Here is a 20,632-nt window from a genome sequence, read left to right on the forward strand (position 1 = left end):
GTATAGGGGGCCATGCACAAAAGCCGAGATTATCTTTTCGACGTCATTTTACTCACAGGATTCATCGCCACGCCGGCGTTTGCCGGGATCAATAATCTGTTCAATGTAAATGCTGTTACCCTACAGCAAGGTGATGGCTTCGAGGTTGGAGACTCCCGTCGCCGGATCCTGACCCTGGAGTCCGCCAGCGTCTGGAATTGGGGCGATCTGTACGCCTTCTACGACCGTGCCGAAGGGCGTGAGGGAGGTGACCCCTCCTACTACTTCGAAGTCTCCCCGCGTCTGAGCCTCGGAGTGCTGGGGATTGAGTCCAGGCCACCAATGATCAAGGATCTGTTGATCGCAACAACCTTCGAACGGGGATTGGGCGGCTTCAAGGCGCATCTGATCGGTCCGGGGTTGACTTGGGACCTTCCGCCTTTTGCACATATGGAGACCAATCTCTACTACCGCGACAACCCCGATCTCAGCGGCAGCACCTGGCAATTTACCGCGGCTTGGGTCATGCCGTTTGAGCTTGGTTCCATCGGCTTTCTATTTGACGGTTATACTGACATTCGCGGCAGCGAAGGCGGAGTGGCGCCGGATCTCAATTTCAATCCCCAGTTGAAACTGGATGCAGGCAGGCTCTTCGGGTACGGAGAGATGATATATGCCGGTTTCGAGTACTATCATTGGAATAATAAGTTCGGTATCGACGGCGTTAACGAGCGACTTCTCTCGCCAATAGTCCAGGTACGGATCAGCTTCTGATATCACTTCTCGGTGGTGGTTCGATATGCAAAGGCTCTATGAGGCGGCTGACCGCATCGAAGCCCAGATGCTCAAGGATTTCCTTCTTGAGCAAGGGATCGAAACGGTGCTGCTGGGAGACTACCTGTCCGGTGCCGCTGGAGAGTTGGCGGCCAATGTCTTTCCGGCGCTCTGGGTGGTGAATGAAGAAGATCTGCCGCGGGCGAAGATTCTGTTACAAAATTTCACAAATAATCGGACCCAGGCAGTTGGTGAAACTGCATGGGTCTGCCCAAAATGCGGTGAAAAGGTCGATGCAGGCTTCGATCTGTGCTGGAATTGTGCTACACCTCGTAGAAGATAATACAAATAAGGAGATGACGGATGGGCAAGGTCCTGAAAGTACTGTTCGGGCTGCTGGTATTGCTGGTCGTACTCATAGTTGCCGCAGTGATCATTGTGCCGATGGTTGTGGATCCCAACGACCACAAACAGGAGATCATTGCCGAAGTGCAAAAAGCCACCGGGCGTGATCTGACCATCGACGGCGATATCGGCCTCTCGGTCTTTCCCTGGCTCGGTCTTGAACTCAATGGACTGAGTCTCAGCAATGCCTCCGGTTTTGGTGACCAACCTTTTGCCGCCCTCGATCATGTACAGGTGCGGGTCAACCTGGTTCCGCTGATACTGCAGCAGGCGCTTGAGGTGGATAAGGTGCAGGTGGAGGGGTTGGAGCTGAATCTGGCGAAATCCAAGAGTGGTGCCACCAACTGGGATGATCTTGCGCAAGCCGGTCAGAAAGAGATGGCTGATAGCGCGGCTGAAGCGCCTGTGGCGGAGAAAAAACCCGCCGGCAAGGAAATGGGTGAAGTTTCCATCGGTGGGATCGAAATCAGTGGTGCTCACATCGTCTGGGATGACAAGTCGACCGGTGATCGTTTTGAAATCAAGGATCTGGAAGTCAAAACCGGGGCTATGAATCCAGGACAGCCGGTTGAATTCTCCTTGGGGTTGGGGCTCGATAGCGCTCAGCCAGCCTTGCGCAGCAAGGTCGACCTGTCCGGCAATCTCAATGCGGACCCGAAAGCCGGGAGCATTGCGGTAGAAACCCTGAAGTTGTTGTTGAAGGTAACCGGAGAGGGTCTGCCCAAGGAGGGCGTGGAGGCCGAACTGCGTGCTGATCTCTATGTCGAGCAGAAGGCCGAAACCCTGGAGGTCAAGAACCTTGTGTTGGAGTCAGGGGAGCTCAAGATGAGTGGCGTTGTTAAAGGTCGTGGGATCCAGAGTTCGCCTGCCTTTAATGGTGAGATCAAGCTGGCTGAGTTCAGTCTGCGACAGTGGATGGAGAAGTTTGGACTGCCGGTGCCTGAGACTGCCGATCCAAAGGTATTGAACCGGCTGGGCATGACACTCTCTTTTACTGCGGATCAGAAGCGGGTGGCGCTGAAGGATCTGCAGATGGCGCTGGATGAGACCCTGATCAAAGGTGAGTTTGAACAGATCGATCCTGCCAATCCGGCCTATGCCTTTACCCTCGATATCGACAAGATAGACCTGGACCGTTATCTGCCGCCGAAATCTGAAAAGCCTGCGGGTGAGGCAGGCGGCAGTCAGTCTTCCAGCGGCAAATCGGCCAAAGAGGAGCCCCTGTTTCCGGTGGAGCTGCTGCGTAAGCTCGATCTAGACGGCACCCTGCGGCTGGGCAGTGTAAAGGCGAACAACATCCGTGCCGAAGCGATTCAGGTCAAGGTGAAGAGCAAAGGCGGCAAACTGAATGTCGACCAGAAGGTGGGGCGCTTCTACGATGGCGCCCTTAAGGGGAAGGTGGATCTCGATGTGCGCAGCAAGACGCCGAAGCTCAAAATCAATCAGAGTGCCAGCGGTATTCAGGCCGGTCCTTTGGTGGTGGATGTGTCAGGGCAGGATCGGTTGGCAGGTAAGGGGGGCTTCAATGCCAATCTGACGAGTGCAGGTCAGACGGTCAGTCAGCTCAAAAAGGCCCTCAACGGCAAGCTGGATTTCGATTTTCGTGATGGCGCTGTCAAAGGGATCAATCTGGCAAAGATGATTCGGGATGCCAAAGCGAAACTTTCGGGTAAGGCGGCAGCCGTGAGTAATGAGCCGGAGCAGACCGATTTCGCTGAGTTGAGCGCCAGTGCTGTCGTGCGCAATGGTGTGCTGGATAATCGTGATCTGCTGGCCAAATCCCCCTTTCTCCGGGTGGAAGGTTCCGGCAAGGTGAACATCGTGGCAGAGTCACTCGACTATACGGTCAAGCCGGTGATAGTCGGCACCGGCAAGGGTCAGGGTGGTGAAGGTTTGGAAGATCTCAAAGGCGTGCCGATTCCGGTGCATCTCCAAGGCTCCTGGGCCGATCCGCAGTGGAATATCGATCTTGGCAAGGTGTTGGCGGAGAGTCAGAAGGCCAAGCTCAAAGAGAAACTGGATGAGAAGCTGAAGGAGAAACTGCCCGGCGGTCTGCAAGATAAGTTGCCGGGTGGCCTGAGAGGCCTCTTCTGATCCCATTGGCCCGGATGGCGTCATGAGCCATCCAGGCTGCGGTTCTCTCCATGCATGCCCGTGAATTCTCCCAAGCCGTTCTTGAGTGGTTCGACCAATTTGGCCGCAAGGACCTCCCCTGGCAACGGGACGTGGACCCTTACCGGATCTGGGTCTCCGAGATCATGTTGCAGCAGACCCAGGTTGCCACGGTTATTCCCTACTTTGAGCGTTTCATAGCCAGTTTTCCCGATGTGCTACAGTTGGCAAATGCCTCCCAGGATGCGGTACTGCACCACTGGTCGGGTTTGGGATACTATGCCCGCGCCCGTAACCTGCATAAGGCGGCAGCAGTCATCCGGGATAGTTATACCGGCCAATTCCCCGAGGATATCGATCAGGTTGAGTCCCTACCGGGGATTGGGCGTTCCACCGCCGGCGCAATCCTCTCTCTGGCGTTGGGTCAATCCCATCCGATCCTCGATGGTAATGTAAAAAGGGTGTTGGCTCGCTGTTTTGCAGTTGAGGGCTGGCCAGGCAAGTCGGCGGTTGCAAGGGAACTCTGGCATCTGTCGGAGACCTATACTCCGGAAAAGCGGGTCGCGGCCTATAATCAGGCAATGATGGATCTGGGTGCTACTGTTTGCCGGCGCGGACAGCCGGACTGTGCGGTCTGTCCCCTGAGCCGGTTATGTATGGCCAATGCGAGCGGGCTTCAGCGGGCGTTTCCCTCTCCCCGCCCAAAGAGAACATTGCCGGTGAAACAGGCTCAGATGCTGGTCGTGCAAAATGGCGAGGGTGCCGTGTTGTTGGAGCGGAGGCCGCCGGTGGGGATCTGGGGCGGACTTTGGAGTTTTCCGGAGTGTCCCGCATCCCGGGAACCATCGGCCTGGTGCCGGGAGCGCTTCGCGATCAAGGCAGGTGTACTGCGGGAGATGCCTTTGAGGCGACACACCTTCACTCACTTCCATCTCGACATAACGCCATTGCGGATGTGCGCCAATAACCCCAGTAACGCAGTCTTGGATGCAGGTGATCGTATCTGGTATAAAACCTCGGTTTCCTCTGGACTGGGACTGGCTGCGCCGGTTTCACGAATCATCAATGAGCTGGAGAAGTATTCAACTGTTGGCAGTGTCGGATAATCGGCCGGCTGGCGGCGGTATTTCTCCCAATAGTATCCCCCCTAGGAGAGTCTCCATGAGCCGTACCGTAAACTGCGTCAAACTGAATCGTGAAGCCGAAGGGCTGGATCGCGCACCCTATCCCGGTGATCTGGGCCAGAGGATTTTCGACAACGTCTCCAAAGAGGCATGGGCAGAGTGGCTCAAGTTTCAGACCATGCTGATCAATGAAAACCGACTCAGTCCCATAGACCCGAAGGCGCGAAAATTTCTTGAAGATCAGATGGAAAAATACTTTTTTGGTGAAGGCGTTGCAAACCCGCCTGAGTTCACTCTACCCGGCTCATGAAACTGCAGTGGACTGGCACTGTTTGGGGAAGGTGAGAAATATCCAGTATCCGCTTGACTAACTGCCCCAAGATCGCTGTAATACGCGCTCTGATTTATGGCCAGGTAGCTCAGTCGGTAGAGCAGGGGACTGAAAATCCCCGTGTCGGCAGTTCGATTCTGTCCCTGGCCACCATTTTTCAATAGGTTACAGATTTCTTCGCCTCTCGCGTTTCCAAAAGACGCGCTCGCTTCCCCAAAAAACTCAAAATAAAGGTTTTATTGCCTTCTCCTTGCGGCGGTAATGCCGTTCAGTAGTGTGTGAATCCAAGTGAGCCAGCAGCTTGAAGTCCATGTGGCTGGCGATTAGGGGTACGGCAAACTCACGGAATGCGAGACACTCCCAATCCTCGATGTAACGCTTCCTTGTAACCCCGGGTTTAGTTTTTGTAGATTGCACGCGCCTTCAGCGCATTGTAGTGAAATGAAGTTAGTGCACTATCCCAGGAATCTCAAATCTGACTACCCTATGTCTAGGTGAGTGCTAACATTGCTATTAGGCCTTTGGTCCAAATAACGGAGGATTATCGACTGGTATGGTGGTTGCCGGAGGAAGAAACAGAGCGATCATAATGTCGGCTCAACCCGCAGGCGCATTCATCACAGTTACCGGTCTGGTGACCTGAGTGGGTGGTTTTGTGCTGCTGAATCTGGGCTGACAGTTTCCGCGTCAATAGTGTGACTGATCGCCTATGTGTCGCCCTAAGCCCGTGTAATCAGGGGCGGTAGACAAAATCCGCAGTGGAGTTAATTAAAGTTAGTGTTTTGTTCCCGCAATTCCCCGTTGCGTGAGATACAGAGACGATGCCAAACGCCCATCTATTTCTCAGCTACAGTCATCTGGAGGATGCTTTTGCGCTTCGTCTCGCCGCAGACCTGCGGGAGGCCGGGGTGCAATTGTGGATGGATCGTCTGGATGCCGCGCTGGTCACGGGTGAGGACTGGCGACGCGCTATCGAGAAGTCGCTCGACGCCTCGGCCGGCATGTTGGCCGTCGTGTCCCCAGCCTACGTCGAGTCGGACTATTGCCTGAAGGAACTGGCGCGTGCTGCCGACAGAAAGAAGCGTATCTATCCGGTCCTGCTTCGCCCTGTGCCTCAACCGCCGCTCGATCTTCAGCTCGCGCAGAGGGTGGACTTCACCCGTGCGAATGACTCGAACTGTTACAGCGCCGCCCTTGCGAAACTAATTCATGACATCGAGGCTACGGAGGGACTGGATCCGCGTCTTGACCCGGTATCGAGTTACCTCCTCCACTTGATCGCGGAGATGGAATCTATCAAGGGCGTGCACGATTTCGTGGCCCTTGCAGGTGAAGCAGAAGACACAACAAGACATTTGGCTGTGCGTCCGCCGCCTCGGGTGATGGCGGCGTGGGGGCTAGAGGGTGAATTCGCGCTGATTGGTGACGCACCCGATATGTCCGGTTCGATTGGTATCGTCCAGCCGGCACATGTTGAGAGCATCGCCGAGGCGCTGGATCACTTCAGCCGCTTCATACTGCTGGGTGCGCCCGGTGCTGGCAAGACCACCACGCTTCGTCGCGTTGCGATGGAGGCGGCCCGCGAGCGCTTGAGCAAACGTTCTGCGCCGCTTCCCCTGCTGCTGCGACTGCCAGCCTGGGCCAATGAAAGCACTTTTGAGGATTTCCTGCGGGCTCACTGGCCTTTCGACAGCGATCCTCTGGATGCAGTCGACAGCCTCCTGCTGCTGCTTGATGGTCTGAACGAGATGGGGGCCTTCGGTTCAACAAAGGCAGCTGCGCTCAAGGGCTTTCTTGCGCGTGAGCCAGACTGCCGCGTTGTCGTGACTTGCCGTAGCGGCGATTACGGCGCTGAGCTCGACCTTGAGTTACCGTGCGTCGAAGTGCAACCCATGGACGAAGCGCGTGTGCGTCGCTTCGCGACCGCCTATCTGGAGAATGACGCCGAAGAATTCCTCGAGCGCATCGGCCTGCAGGAAGTGCAGTTTGCTCTAACAGGCGGTTTTGCGGGTGGCTCCCGGCGTTTAGTGACCCTCGCCCGCAACCCCTACCTGTTGGTGGCCCTGATGGCTGTGTCCAGGGAGTCGGCCACAGGTGCATTGCCCGCGAATCCCGGTGTGTTGTTCCGCAAGCTCGTCGCGGTGCTGTGGGAGCGCGAGCATCGACGCCAGACGGCTGGCTGGGTGCCCTACGCCGACATAGTTGACCGGCTCTCGGCACTCGCGCGCGAGGTACTGACAAAGGGCCTATCCACTGAGTTGTCGGAAGAAGTCGTTACGGCCCACGCCGATTCTGAGCTCGTGGAGGTGGCATGTCGTGCGAGCTTACTGGAGCACACCGAACAGGGTACGCGCTTCTATCATCAGCTCATGCAGGAGTACTTTGCGGCGGAGGCCTGCCCAGTCGATGTCCTGCTTGCCCATGTCGAGGCGGCCACTTTCGATGGGGTTGTCGGCCTATCGCGTGGTCCGTGGGATGAGGTCATCATTGCGAAGGCGGGCCTACTGCCCAATGCCGACGAATTGGTTGATGGTCTCGTGCAGACCAACCCGTACCTGGCTGCCGAGGCTGTGGCCAGTGGCATCCTGGTTGGTGATGCGGTGCGCTTCAGGCTGACCGAAAAGCTTGTCGCGGTCTTCGGGGCGGCGCTACCTGCATGGGAATGGCCGCCCGATACGGTCGAAACCGAGATGGCTATCCGCTCCTTGGGCGCGATCGGTGCTGTCGATGCGGTCGAGCCGATCATCGGCGCTTTGGAAATCAACAACACCGGTATCATCGCCGCTGCCTGCGACGCGCTCGCCGAAATCGGCGATGCTTCCGCCGCACAACCCTTGATCTCACAGTTGGGCGGCTGGGACAACGGCGACAAGACGCAGCGCCCACCGAGCATGCGGCGCAAGATCTTTGCACAAATTGCGGATTCTGCCGAACAGGCGCTCATCCGACTTGGCGAAGCCGGAGTTCCGTCTTGCATTGACGCTTTGGGTCAACGGTCTCATTACAATGACAATTCTTTGGCCGCCTTGCTTTACATTCTTGGCCGTATTGGCAGCCCTCGCGCCGTAGAGCCCATCATGGAGTTCAGCAAGACACTCCTTCCGTTTAGCGTGGCTATGGCCAATATGGATGTTGTGCGCGCCTATACTTTTCAGGCGCTCGGCCGGTTGCGCGCCAAGCAGGCGATTCCGTTGCTCGCCAAGGCCTTGGGGGAAGACTCGCTGGACCCGGAATCTCTTCCGTACGCGGAGCTATGGGGCGGCCAGCCAAACCTCTCCGAGCGCCTTTCACTCCAGGCCGCTCGGGCTTTAGCGCTCATCGACACCGAAGATGCCCGCGAGGTACTGCGGGCGCACGGACTTCCGGATGCACCAGTACCGATCTTCGTGCCTGATTGGGCGGTCCAATAATCCTTTATGAGGTAGGCTTCTGTCATAATTTCTATATTGGGCGAATATCTGGCCACCAGTCTTACAGACTTAACAGCAGTCATCCTTGAACGGACATGAGCAGTATGGTTCAACAGACAGTAAGTGGCTGGTCATTACCAACAAGTAAAAGAAATTTTATTCTCCAAAGCTCGTTGCAACGGGATAGAATTACCCCAAAATGCTATTTTAGAATCAATTTAATCGGTACCTTAAAGGGCGCTTGCAGTTTAAATGTGAATTATTTTCCTGCCCAATTCCAGTCCCTTTGCCAGCATGGTTTGTCAGAAGACATGATGTTTAGTTACCTCTGCAATGAGAATCTCTGTAGGGGAGATTCTTAGTCAATCAGCAGTGGCTCAAACGATGAATCTGGGATGCAATCAGGTAGAGCGCCGTAATGATAAAAAAAATCGATATATCCAGTTTGATGATCGGGATGTATGTCCATGATCTTCGCTGTAACTGGATGAAACATCCTTTTGCAGTAAACAAATTCGAAATCAGAAACAAGATGCAGATCGGTGCGATCCGAAATGCAGGAATCCGTGAGCTTTACATCGATACTGACAAAGGGATCGATACAGAAAAGCATGATGCCGCTTATGAGGTGAAAAAACAGTCTGCTGAAAAGGTTCTGTTGGACTCAGAGACTAAGCTGAAATCGACCCGGACCAAGAGTCTGGCTGATGAGCTGGTATATGCGTCCAAGGTGAAAAAGGAGGCGACCAGGGTCGTCGCAGATATAATGGAAGACGCGCGGCTGGGGCGTCAGATTGAGCTGGAGCGGGTCAATCCGGTGGTTGAGGGGATAGTCTCCTCTGTCATGAGGAATGAAGATGCGCTACTCGGTCTCACCCGAATCCGGAAGATGGGTAAATACACATTCGAACACTCAGTCAGTGTGTCCGTCCTGTTGACCGCTTTCGCCAAGCATCTCAACTTTCCTGAAGAGGATCTACTGCAGATCGGAATTGGGGGACTGCTTCATGATATTGGTAAGATAAAGACACCACAGAACATCCTTAATAAACCCGGCAAACTGACCGATCAGGAGTTTGCCATCATGAAAAAGCATGTGGTCTACAGCAAGGAGATTCTGGAGACTGTGCCTGGTATTTCCGATATTATTCTGAATATTGCCACAGAGAATCATGAACGTCTGGACGGGACTGGATATCTGGATGGGAAGCGTGGTGATGAGATTTCGATTTATGGGCAGATGGCGGCAATCGTCGATGTCTATGATGCCCTCACGGCTGACCGGGTGTACCGTGAAGGAATGCCCCCCAATACCGCACTGGTAAAACTGGTTACTTGGGGCAGTTCGCACTTCAACCAGGAGCTGCTTCAGAACTTCATCCACTGTGTAGGGATTTATCCCATCGGTTCTGTGGTTTCTCTCTCGGATGCACGGCTTGCCGTGGTTGTGGAATCGGGCAAGAAAGATCTTTTGTCCCCAAAAATCAGGATCATTTTTGACTCTATAAAACGTCAGTTCCTCACTCCCCAGGACGTAGATCTCTCAGTCAGGCAAAAGGGGGAGAAGATCACGATTGTTAGTGCTGTGGATCCTGCTAAATGGAGGATCTCTCCTGACGATTACTTGGATCACAGGACGTTTTAGACAGTTGTAGTCTACAGCTCAATGTGTGATTGTCGAAGGCGTGGTGGCGGCAAAGCAAGGAATATTTCTGAAGTCTGAGGGATGTGACGAGGCGTAGGGTTACTTCGATAGTAGGCTGGGTATCAGCAGCGGATAGTCAGAGCCGAAAAACAGTGCTCCCCAGTTCACTTCCAATAACAGCAGGCACTTATTTGTTCTTGCCTGCACCTTATTGGAAGAGCAGAATGCTATATAAGCCATGAATAATATGGAGGTAAGGCTGTGGATTTTATCGAATGGTCGGAGTCTATGAGCGTCGGCAATCCTTCGATCGATCAGGATCATAAAATCATTGTCAAACTGATCAATCAACTTCATCAGCATGCCGGCGTAGTGGAGGATAGGAAGGCCCTTGGTAGTGCCCTTAACACGTTGATTGATTACACCCTTTATCATTTTTCCCGCGAAGAACGGGTAATGAAGGCATGCAGATACCCTTTATTCGAGGATCACAAACGGCGACATGAAAAACTCATCGAGCAGGTTGTTGATATCGCGCGCCGTTTTTCCGAGAAAAAAGAAGATATCGTTAAAGACGAATTCCTGGACTTCCTGAAAAACTGGCTCATTAATCACATCCTGAAACAAGACATGGGATTTAGTCCGTATGCGGAAAATAACCCCGAGGTTCTTGGTATAACTGAAACCCTACGAACAGATTCAAAACAGCTAGAAATGCTGGGCGCCGATGATTTGATTCCGAAGTCCGTCAACTGGAATGAGACCGCAATTCTGATTGTCAGTAAGAGCCGAAATTTTAGAAACATCATCGCCTGCATCCTTGAAATTGCAGATGTTAGGGGAATTCAGCAATATTCTCATGCAGATGATGCAATGCAGTCACTCGAAAGCCGCCAGCCTAACCTCATTGTTTATGGTTGGAAACAAGATGACCAGGAAGCAATACCATTTATAGAAAAATTACGTGAAATCAAGGGTAGTTCATTTGCAGGTATCCCTGTGTTGCTGATTTCAGCGCGGGAGGAGCGTGTAGCAATGGAGTCGGGACTGGTCGCTGGAGCGACTCATTGCATAGAGGAACCGATTGGCATTCAAACCTTTTTCGAAGCAGCTGTTAAAGCCATCAATCAATAGTAGAAAGTTTAAGTAGTGGGGGTGAGAAAAATGCCGAAGGACTCAACAAAAGAACAGCTAAATATAGCCCTGAAGCTATTTTTCCCTGCTGTGGTTGTGATTTTGTTGCTGGCACTTGGTGTTTTCTTTAGCCAGGCACAAGTATCTATTGTTGAATTGAATACTTCCGCAAAAAGCAATGTCAGACTGGCGGCGGAGTTTTTCAGAGAAGAACTTGGGGATGTGATCAGCGATCTTCGCATTCTATCCAAGGATCAGGATCTAGACGACGCCTTGGAAATGAAGATGCCTGAAGCCAGGATAAGTCTGTCAAATAAACTCCTGGTTTTCGCACTGGAAAAAAAGGTTTTCGATCAGATCCGTATACTGGATATAGATGGCAGGGAGGTTGTTCGCGTCAATTACAATGACGGCGCACCCATCAGTGTTTCCAAAGCGCAACTCCAGGATAAATCTGGCCGTTACTACTTCAAGAAGGCAGTGGCCAAGGGACAGGGTCAGCACTTCATTTCACAATTTGACCTAAATATGGAAAAAGGCGCAATAGAGCGACCTTATAAACCGACTTTGCGAGTGTCTGCTCCTGTGTTTTCCCCTTCCGGCAGCAAGATTGGCGTATTGGTGATGAATTATCGCGGTCACTATCTGCTGAAGACAATCCGCGAAATGATACCTGCCACATCATCTGGATTTCCACTACTTCTTGACCACAACGGCCACTATTTAATCGGCCCCACAGAAGAGGCGGAATGGGGTTTTATGTTCGGTAAAGAAGCTGCGTTCCCTGCAGGATTTTTCAAGGTGTTTAAGTACATTGTCTCGACTTCAAATGGTCAAATAGAGAGTGATCAGTATCTGTTTACCTTCAGTAATGTGACTGTCGGTGATAATCATTTAACAATCGCTTCTCAAATAAACCTGGCATCAGTCTACAGTGCAATTTTCAAGAGTCATATCGAAAGCATTGTCATTATCGTTTTGTTGATTCTTGTATCGGCGTTTGCCTCATGGGGAGTTGCCGGTAGCAGGCTTGCCCGGAAAGGTTGGAATATAACAAAAAACAAACTTGCCGATTTCAAGGAAACTGCATCCGATTGGTTGTGGGAAACGGATTCACAATTGCGTTTCACTGACATCTCTTTGCGGATGAAAGATATAACCGGTATTAATCCAAATGACTATATCGGCAAAGAGATTTATGAGTTGATTTCACCTGACTCCGATCAACCTGGCATCGATGCCCTCCTTGAAAATATTGAAACCCGACAACCCATCAAAAAGGTTCTGTGCAAGATAGAGAATTTCCTCGGTCAGGCCCTTCAATTCAATGTGACGGCAAAGCCATATTTCACGGATGGTGTTTTTTCAGGCTATCGCGGAACAAGTCAGGACGTTACCAATTACAGGCGGCTAAGTCAGGAACTGCAAGATCGCGTTGTGGCAGCTGAATTCGCAGAGAGGGATGCCGACATATATGCGCAGAAATTGGCTGAGGCACAGCGCATATCCCATACTGGAAACTGGAGTCATGATTTAATTACCGGCAAACTGTATTGGTCGGAAGAGGTTTTCCGTATTTTTGGTGTTGATCCTGAGGCGTTCGATTTGGAGTATGAGCTGTATCTGGGGCTTGTTCATCCTGATGATCGCGATTATGTAGTGGAACAGCACGAGAACTCTAAGAAAAAAGGTGTCCTTCATATCTTTGAATACAGGATTGTCCGGAGGTTTGGAGATGATGATGTTCGGTGGGTCCAGGAAAGGTGCGAATATCACCGTAGCAACTCAGGCGAGATCATTCGGTCTGAAGGCACTGTTCAGGACATCACTGAACGCAAGGTGGCTGAGCAGACGCTGGCTGAAGCAAAAGAGGCCGCTGAATCAGCTAATCGCTCGAAAAGTGACTTCTTGGCCAACATGAGCCACGAAATCCGCACACCGATGAATGGCATCATCGGCATGACACATCTCGCATTGCAAACTGAGCTGGACGACAAGCAAAAAAATTATATAGGCAAGGCTCATCGCTCAGCTGAAAACCTGCTTGGGATCCTAAACGACATCCTTGATTTTTCCAAGATCGAGGCAGGTAAACTAAATTTTGAAGAAGTCGATTTTAATCTCAAGGATATCATCGACAATTTTGTTAGCCTGCTACGGTTCAAGGCCGAGGAAAAGAGTATTCGGCTTTCGGTCAGAATTGGACGGGATGTTCCTATGGCACTGAATGGTGACCCCTTACGTCTAAGCCAGGTTCTTATCAATTTGGGGAGTAATGCAGTGAAGTTCGGCGATGCTGGCGATAGTGTTTCGTTGATTGTTGCCTTGAAAGAAGAGAGTGATCATGAAGTCGTATTACAGTTTGCTATAGAGGACACTGGCATCGGCATGTCCCAGGATCAGATGGAAGGACTGTTTCAACCCTTTGGCCAGGCTGACAGCTCGACAACCCGTAAGTATGGGGGGACTGGCCTCGGTTTAATCATTTCCAAGAAGATCGTCCAGTTGATGAATGGTGAAATAGCGGTGGAAAGTGAACAAGACGCCGGCAGCACCTTCAGATTCACAGTTAGCCTGAAGACTCAACAGAGTGAGTCTTCGCAAAACAGGGCATTGGGGAATCAAACTGAGATGGATGTCGATCAGGCTATTGTACGTATGCGTGGTGCCAGGATTCTGTTGGTTGAGGACAATGAAATAAACCGGGAAATCGTGCTGGATATCCTCGCCATGAGTGGGATGACAGTTGAAATGGCGTTCGATGGACAGGAAGCGCTGGAGTTCCTGGCCAAGAAGGACTTCGATGGTGTTCTAATGGATTGCCAGATGCCGGTCATGGATGGCTATGAAGCGACCCGCCAAATACGAGAGCAGAAGAAATTCAAGGATTTGCCTATTATTGCGTTGACGGCCAATGCGATGAAAGGGGACAGGGAGAAGGTCTTGGCGGTTGGCATGAATGACCATATTGCCAAGCCGGTCAGCCCTGATTTGATGTTTATTACGATGGCAAAATGGATAAACGCCAGAAAACAGCCTGTATGAAATATTTTGTTACCACTGGCTGTACATGTGACCTGCCATGTACTACTGATTGCATGAGCGTCAGCAAAGTGTCGGCAAGCGACTCTCCTTGTCAAGGTTACACAAGATCTTGCGGCTAGTAGCGTCCTGGAGGCCAGTCAGTAGACACTAACGGATCTTTGCGGGTTTTGGCGTACTTTTGAGAACTAAAATCCGACCTTGAACGGTATATCTCCTTTGTGGTGCGGCCACGATATTCTATCGTATGCCAGTATCTTAGGAAGGCCGACTCGGCTGGCGTGCGGGATCTCTACATGAATCTGCTTTATTAGAGTTGTGCAAGGGTGGTTGACGGCTGGCTTCATTGATCAATTCAGGACGGACCTCTAACCTTGATAGCAGAAAAATCTAGCCTTGAGAATTTGATGCAAGTTACCCATGAAACTGAAATCCCTTTGAACTGGAGTTCACTATTGGGACTCCGTTGGATGTTGCCCGTTGTTCTGGCCATCTTGCTGATCATTGTCAGCTTCCACAACTATCTATTGTTTCATACCCTGGTGGAATTGGTAGGTATCCTGGTTGCCGTCATTGCCTCTGTGGTGATATGGCAGACCTTCTCCTATTCACGTAATTACTACCTGATGTATCTGGGGTGTGGGTATCTGTGGGTTGCTGCACTGTTCGTTGCACACACCTTAGTCTACAAGGGAATGTCCATCTATCCCGATTTGGGAGCCAACCCGCCCGCACAATTCTGGATTGCGAGTCGATATCTTCAGACGCTGATATTGGTCACTGCGCCGTTTTTTCTGGATAGGCCCTTCAGCCGAAACCTGGCAATCTCCCTGTATGGCTTCACAGCGGCCGTTTTCATCGCCCTGGTCGCATCGGGACACTTCCCTGACGCCTTTATCGATGGGCAGGGTCTTACTTTATTCAAGGTCGTCAGCGAATACTTGACCATCACCATGTTGCTCATTGCGATTGCCTATCTATGGAAGCGTCGGGCGTTGCTGGACCAGCATGTTCTCGTCCTTATGACGGCCTCCATCATCATGGCCATCTGTTCAGGCTTCTCCTATACCTTCTACGTGAGCGTGTATGGCCTCTCAAATCTGGTGGGGCATATTTTTCAGTTCTTCTCCTTTTGGCTCTTCTTCGAGGCTGTTGTTCGCTCCACACTCAAAGAACCTATTCGGGTGTTGAGCCAGAATCTGCATAGAGAGGTCGAAGAGCGCATGCGTATGGCAGAGGCACTCAAGGAGGCGTTGGCTTCGCAAAACGCTATTCTTTCTGCCATTCCTGATCTGTTATTTGAGTTGGATGAGGAGGGGCGGTATCTCAATATATGGGTACAGAACCCAAATGAATTGGTGGCCAGCAAAGAGCTGCTTCTAGGCCGCACGGTGTCTGAAATGCTGCCTGCCGATGCTGCAGCCCAAGGGATGGCGGCACTGATGGAGGCCAAAGAAAAAGGGCACTCTTACGGTCGACAGATTCAACTTGTCACCCCGGAGGGAGAGCAATGCTTCGAACTGTCAGTCAGCCTGAAGGACAAGGGTTCTTCGCCTCAAAGGTTTATTGCTCTGTCTCACAACATCACCAAACGCAAGCAGGCGGAGGTTGAAAAAGCTCAGCTCATTCATGATATGGGTGAAAGAATGAAAGAGCTTAAGTGTATGTTTGGAATTGCTGAAATTGTTCGCAAATACAATAAATTAGATGCGGTTCTTTGTCATGCTGTCAAAGTCATCCCGCCGGGCTGGCATTATCCTGAATACACAAAGGGTAGAATTGTTCTTGATGAAAGAGAGTTTGTTGAAAGGCCGTTTGAACTGACTGACTGGAAACAGTCCAGCAACCTTGTTATCGGTAACAAGTGCAGAGGATCTGTTGAAGTTTATTACACCAAAAAATTTCCAGCATTTGATGAAGGCCCTTTTCTTAAACAGGAACGCAATCTTATCGAAGGTATCGCAAAGACCTTAGGTGAAGCCATTGGGCATATTGAGGCAGAAGAGGCCCTGGAGACGCACCAGCAGATGCTTGAGAAGACTATCATTGAGCGTACCTATGATCTACGAAAAGCCAAAGAACAAGCCGAAATTGCCAGTCAAATCAAGTCCCAGTTTTTAGTCAATATGTCCCACGAAATTCGCACGCCGATGAACGCCATCATGGGCATGTCGCAATTGGCATTGAAAACAGAGCTTAATCCTAAACAGCGCAACTACATCGAACAGTCGCTCGGTGCCACTAATAATCTGCTTGACATCGTCAATGACATCTTGGATTTTTCTGATATCGAGTCGGGTATGCTGGTGGTGGAGGCAACAAGTTTTCGCATCAGTGATGTCATGGATAACTTATCCCAGTTGATTGCTCTCAAAGCCGAGGAGAAGGGATTGGAGTTGCTGATCGACGTTGCCCCTGGTGTTCCCGAAATCTTGGTTGGTGATCCAATGCGTCTAGGCAAAGTTCTTCTCAACCTGGGAGATAACGCAGCGAAATTTTCCAAGATGGGTGGAAGGATTGAGATCAGCGTTGAGATCGAGGAAGAGAGCGTGACTACTGCTTTACTGCATTTTTCAGTGCATGATACTGGCATCGGCATCAAGCCAGAGCTAAGGGCTAACCTGTTTCAGACATTCACCCAAATTGACGGCACCAGCACTCGTGAGTACGGCGGTATAGGTCTGGGGTTGTCGCTCGCCAAGAAACTCACCGAGATAATGGGTGGCATGATTTGGGTGGAGAGCGAATTAGGCGTCGGCAGCACTTTTCATTTTACTGCACTACTGAGAAAATAAAAGAACCAAGCTTTACAGCGGTCTACACGTTAGTGAACGTCAGAAAGAGATCATTGAGTCCTCCAGAAGACAGGGCATGTCCATGAACTCAATCAAGCCGCCAGCATTGGAGGTTCGACTTCCCTGTTCAGCGGTCAAGGGCGAGCTGTGGACAGGCCCAGACCTAAACCAGGTCCTCAGATTTGGTCTAAGCTGGAGAGAACGGCCAAGCCAGATACTGGTTAGATTGCATTGGCTTTTACTCTGCTCCAATCACCCATGACCAGTGAAAGCACCATTGCTCAACTATCCGGAACCAAAGAAGGAGCAATCCTGGTTGGTGCAATTGACATGGGAAGCAAGAACTTCAAATTTGTCTTTGGGCAGAAAGTTAATGGTAGAGTCACTACAGAACTGATCAGGAAAGAACAGCTGGAGATTGGAAAAGAGGTTACGGAAAATCACGGGATTATCGGCCGGAGCAAATTCAGGCAGATAGAGGATACACTCTCTCAATTTGTGAGCTATTGCAGGGACAGAGGCGCGACGACAGTTCTTGCTATTGCCACCAGCGCCATAAGGAACGCCAGAAACCACCAGCAGGTTATCGATCTGGCTGGTAAAATCGGCATAGCCATTGAAGTCGCTGAAGGTGAAAGAGAAGGTGAGGTGGGTTATCTTGCCGCCACTGGCGGTGCGCCCAATAAGCTCGTAAGTGATTCCGGGAGTAAGAGCATTCAGATCGCCTGGTGGAACAACGATAAAGTCCAATCACGCTCAATTCCTGTTGGTTACGAACTCGCATATGAGAGTTTTGTGGAACATGCTTCCACGCTGGACGAAACACAAGAAAATTTCAGTAGGTTTCTCGACGGTAACTTCAAAGAATTACCGGAAAATACGGATCGAATTATCGCACTGGCAGCGAATACCATTACCTCTTTTGTTATCGGAGAGAAAAGGCCTGGCGGAAATAATAGAACGCTTACCAGAAACGCCCTGAATGATAGAATGTTAGAACTCCAGGGCTTTTCGCCGACTCAGTACGATAATTTGAAATCGTCCCTGCCAAAAGCAGAAAAAATATTGCCCGGATTAGTTTTTCTTGATTATCTAATGGAGCGTACAGGACACTGCGAAGTTCATATCACCGAGGCTGAATTGCCTGTTGGTTTGATTGTTGAGTATTTTCTCAAACGGGAGTAAATCGGGTTTCGACGTGGATAGACTGTGCCGCAAGTTGGTTCTTCACTCTCATCTGTACTTTCGAAAAATTCATTTCTCTGAATACTGTCAGTATCCTGCAAGTCGTTTTCTGGACAATGAATGAAAGCCCTTTATTGATCATGTTGGAATGATTATGCACACAGATGATCAAAGACGGCGTTTAGAGTTTTTGCCTCGCGACCCGGTGATGATTCATTTGCGGACCGGGTGTTTTCGAGCCGTTTTGTTTGCCCTGCTGTGGTGGATACTCACTGATGGTGCAACGGATTCATGGTTGGTTGGCGTGCCGGTGGTACTGTTTGCGACCTTGGCCAGCGTGGCGCTACTGCCTCCTTTTTCCTGGTCCTTGGTCGGGATCGCTCGTTTTGTCCCATTCTTTTTCTGGCGCTCCCTATACGGAGGCGCGGATGTAGCCAGGCGAGCATTGCATCCCCGACTACCGATCTCGCCGGATATGTATGAGCATCGATGGCGGTTGCCGCCGGGCCTGCCGCGGGTGTTTATGGCGAATGCCGTGAGTTTGTTGCCGGGCACCTTGAGTGCCGGGCTGGATGAAGAATACCTGCGTATCCATGTGCTCTACGAGACCAGTACCTTTGCCCAGGATTTGAGCATGTTGGAAAAGCAGGTGGCCGGCGTGTTTGGACTTGCGTTGGTGTGATATGAAACGATTCAAGAGCTTACTTCCTGTTGTCGATCCAGAGCTGAAGGCTGTGTTAGAAGGGGCCGATGCTGATGCCTATGTGGAAGAAGTCTGGCAACAAAACCGCAAACAGCTGCAATTACGCCCGTCATGTTAGAGCATTGATCGCGAATGGATACACTATACATGGGTATGGCACTGTTCCTCCTGTTGACGCTGGTGGCGGGGCTGTGGCGTGTTCTGCGCGGTCCGACAGCGGCAGACCGCATGCTTGCGGCGCAGTTGTTCGGCACTACTGCAGTAGCCTGTGTGCTGCTGTTGGCGCAGGCGTTTGATCACCCGCCGCTGCGTGATGTGGCACTGGTGTTTGCACTGCTGGCGGCGGTAACCGCCGTTGCTTTCGTGCGGCGCGCCTGGGCGGTCCGTGAAGATGGCGATGCGGGTGACTGAGTACCTCACTATGTTTCTGTTGCTTTCCGGGGCGGTGTTCTTTTTGGCGGGTACCGTCGGTCTATTGCGCTTTCCTGATGTCTATACCCGCCTGCATGCATTGACCAAGGCCGACAACGTTGGTCTGGGATTGGTGGTGGCCGGGCTCGCCTTGCAGGCTGAGTCCTGGGCTGTGGTGGGCAAGTTGCTGCTGATCTGGTTATTGGTGTTGCTTGCCAGCGCCAGTGTTGCCCATCTGGTGGCTGCAGCGGCGCGTCTAAGAGGCATCAAGCTGTGGAAGCAGTGACACTGTTGCAATCGGCGTTCGATACCATGCTGGGATTTGCCCTGTTATGGCTGGCCTGGCGGACACTGGCGAGTCCGGATCTGTTCCGATCTATTGTGCTGTTCATCGCCTTTGGGCTGCTGATGGCACTGGCTTGGGTACGGCTCGATGCGCCGGATATCGCACTGGCCGAGGCGGCCATCGGTGCGGGTCTGACCGGCGCCTTATTGCTGGCTGCACTGGCAAGGCTCGAATCAAAGAATGAAATAAAGAAACTCCATAAGAAAGACGACGAATCTGAAGTTCATGACCAGGTTTGTTGAAAAACAGACGTTGTTTCGTTGGCTGCTTGTGGCGCTCCTGTCACTTCTGGCAGTGGGATTGGGCTATGCGGTGTTGTCCCTTCCAGCGCAGACTCCTGGTTTGAGCGACTTTGTGACGGAAAATATCGAAACCAGCGGTGTGAGCAATCCGGTGACTGCCGTGCTGCTTAACTTCCGTGGTTACGACACCTTGCTGGAAATGGGTGTGCTGCTGCTGGCCCTGCTTGGAGTCTGGTCACTCAGTCGTGTGCCGGAACAGAGTGAGGCATCCACTGGGCCGGTGCTGGATATGTTGTCACGCCTGCTGGTTCCATTACTTATCCTGGTCGCTGGCTATCTGCTGTGGGTGGGCGCCCGCACGCCAGGCGGCGCCTTTCAGGCCGGTGCGGTGCTGGGGGCGGCGGGGGTGTTGTTATTGTTGGTCGGTTGGCGTCCAGACGCAAGATTATCCGGGCTGCCATTGCGCATTACCCTGGTGACGGGCCTTGGGACATTCGTTACGGTAGGCATGGTGTTAATACTGGTGGGAAGGAGACTGCTGGAATATCCTCCGCCATTTGCCGCAGCGTTGATGCTGCTGATCGAAGCGGCGGCGACCTTATCTATCGGCATTACGTTGGCTGCCCTGTTCATGGGTGGTCGGCCAGCGGAGAGGTCGCAGCGGTGAATCATGTTTTCCCCTATGCGCTGGTCGGGGTGGGGCTGTTTACCCTGGGTCTGTATACCTTGATCGTGTGCGCGCATTTGCTGCGCAAGATCCTGGCCATCAATGTGATGGGCAGTGGGGTGTTCCTGGTACTGGTGGCTTTAGGCGGGCGTACACCGGGGGCGATACCGGACCCGGTGCCTCACGCCATGGTGATTACCGGCATCGTGGTTGCTGTCTCCGCCACAGCCCTGGCGCTTGCATTGATGCTGCGGGTGCGAGCGGTGACCGGTCGGGCCCGGATCCCTGAAGAGCGGTTGGAATAGTGTTGTTGGGAACATCGGTCGT

Annotated in this window: 16 protein-coding genes, 1 tRNA gene and 1 pseudogene; all 18 read left to right on the forward strand. The window is 51.9% G+C overall.

Going from position 1 to position 20,632, the window contains the following annotated elements:
* Window positions 1-12 precede the first annotated feature (12 nt).
* Entirely contained in the window at window positions 13-753 is a 741-nt protein-coding gene (locus tag HPY30_09925; GenBank protein ID QYZ66281.1) for an ion channel protein Tsx, read from the forward strand.
* A 25-nt stretch (window positions 754-778) separates the two neighbouring features.
* Complete coding sequence (locus tag HPY30_09930) at window positions 779-1,096, forward strand: DUF2007 domain-containing protein (protein QYZ66282.1); 318 nt, start codon at window positions 779-781, stop codon at window positions 1,094-1,096.
* 20 nt (window positions 1,097-1,116) lie between these two features.
* Entirely contained in the window at window positions 1,117-3,252 is a 2,136-nt protein-coding gene (locus tag HPY30_09935) for an AsmA family protein (GenBank protein QYZ66283.1), read from the forward strand.
* A 50-nt stretch (window positions 3,253-3,302) separates the two neighbouring features.
* Window positions 3,303-4,376, forward strand: coding sequence for an A/G-specific adenine glycosylase (gene mutY, locus HPY30_09940; GenBank protein QYZ66284.1), 1,074 nt, complete (start codon window positions 3,303-3,305; stop codon window positions 4,374-4,376).
* A 55-nt stretch (window positions 4,377-4,431) separates the two neighbouring features.
* Window positions 4,432-4,704: an oxidative damage protection protein gene (locus tag HPY30_09945; GenBank protein QYZ66285.1), complete on the forward strand. Its 273-nt coding sequence runs from the start codon at window positions 4,432-4,434 to the stop codon at window positions 4,702-4,704.
* 98 nt (window positions 4,705-4,802) lie between these two features.
* A tRNA-Phe gene (locus tag HPY30_09950) sits at window positions 4,803-4,878 on the forward strand.
* A gap of 668 nt (window positions 4,879-5,546) precedes the next feature.
* A complete protein-coding gene (locus tag HPY30_09955; GenBank protein QYZ66286.1) occupies window positions 5,547-8,135 on the forward strand; it encodes a TIR domain-containing protein in 2,589 nt (862 codons plus the stop codon).
* A gap of 418 nt (window positions 8,136-8,553) precedes the next feature.
* On the forward strand, window positions 8,554-9,780 hold the full coding sequence (locus HPY30_09960) for an HD-GYP domain-containing protein (protein ID QYZ66287.1): 1,227 nt from the start codon (window positions 8,554-8,556) through the stop codon (window positions 9,778-9,780).
* Between the two features lie 261 nt (window positions 9,781-10,041).
* Complete coding sequence (locus HPY30_09965) at window positions 10,042-10,914, forward strand: bacteriohemerythrin (GenBank protein ID QYZ66288.1); 873 nt, start codon at window positions 10,042-10,044, stop codon at window positions 10,912-10,914.
* 30 nt (window positions 10,915-10,944) lie between these two features.
* Complete coding sequence (locus HPY30_09970; protein ID QYZ66289.1) at window positions 10,945-13,959, forward strand: response regulator; 3,015 nt, start codon at window positions 10,945-10,947, stop codon at window positions 13,957-13,959.
* A gap of 371 nt (window positions 13,960-14,330) precedes the next feature.
* A complete protein-coding gene (locus HPY30_09975) occupies window positions 14,331-16,751 on the forward strand; it encodes a PAS domain-containing protein (protein QYZ66290.1) in 2,421 nt (806 codons plus the stop codon).
* Window positions 16,752-17,009: 258 nt separating this feature from the next.
* Window positions 17,010-17,936 carry a hypothetical protein gene (locus tag HPY30_09980; protein ID QYZ66291.1) on the forward strand — a complete coding sequence of 309 codons (927 nt, stop codon included), beginning with the start codon at window positions 17,010-17,012 and terminating at the stop codon, window positions 17,934-17,936.
* Between the two features lie 154 nt (window positions 17,937-18,090).
* Window positions 18,091-18,618, forward strand: coding sequence for a Na+/H+ antiporter subunit E (locus HPY30_09985; protein QYZ66292.1), 528 nt, complete (start codon window positions 18,091-18,093; stop codon window positions 18,616-18,618).
* A 1-nt stretch (window position 18,619) separates the two neighbouring features.
* The gene (locus tag HPY30_09990) at window positions 18,620-18,757 is read left to right on the forward strand and encodes a hypothetical protein (protein ID QYZ66293.1); all 138 of its coding nucleotides are present in this window, start codon (window positions 18,620-18,622) and stop codon (window positions 18,755-18,757) included.
* 14 nt (window positions 18,758-18,771) lie between these two features.
* Window positions 18,772-19,050 carry a pH regulation protein F gene (locus HPY30_09995; protein QYZ66294.1) on the forward strand — a complete coding sequence of 93 codons (279 nt, stop codon included), beginning with the start codon at window positions 18,772-18,774 and terminating at the stop codon, window positions 19,048-19,050.
* Window positions 19,037-19,336: a monovalent cation/H(+) antiporter subunit G gene (locus HPY30_10000; protein QYZ66295.1), complete on the forward strand. Its 300-nt coding sequence runs from the start codon at window positions 19,037-19,039 to the stop codon at window positions 19,334-19,336. The genes HPY30_09995 and HPY30_10000 overlap by 14 nt, the downstream gene beginning before the upstream one ends.
* A 26-nt stretch (window positions 19,337-19,362) precedes the next feature.
* A pseudogene (locus tag HPY30_10005) lies at window positions 19,363-20,305 on the forward strand (DUF4040 domain-containing protein).
* Window positions 20,302-20,610, forward strand: coding sequence for a Na+/H+ antiporter subunit C (locus HPY30_10010; protein QYZ66296.1), 309 nt, complete (start codon window positions 20,302-20,304; stop codon window positions 20,608-20,610). Before HPY30_10005 ends, HPY30_10010 begins: the two are co-directional and overlap by 4 nt.
* Window positions 20,611-20,632: the final 22 nt, after the last annotated feature.

This window comes from Gammaproteobacteria bacterium (ex Lamellibrachia satsuma) (genome assembly GCA_019623805.1).
In the GTDB taxonomy this organism is placed as follows: domain Bacteria; phylum Pseudomonadota; class Gammaproteobacteria; order Chromatiales; family Chromatiaceae; genus QGON01.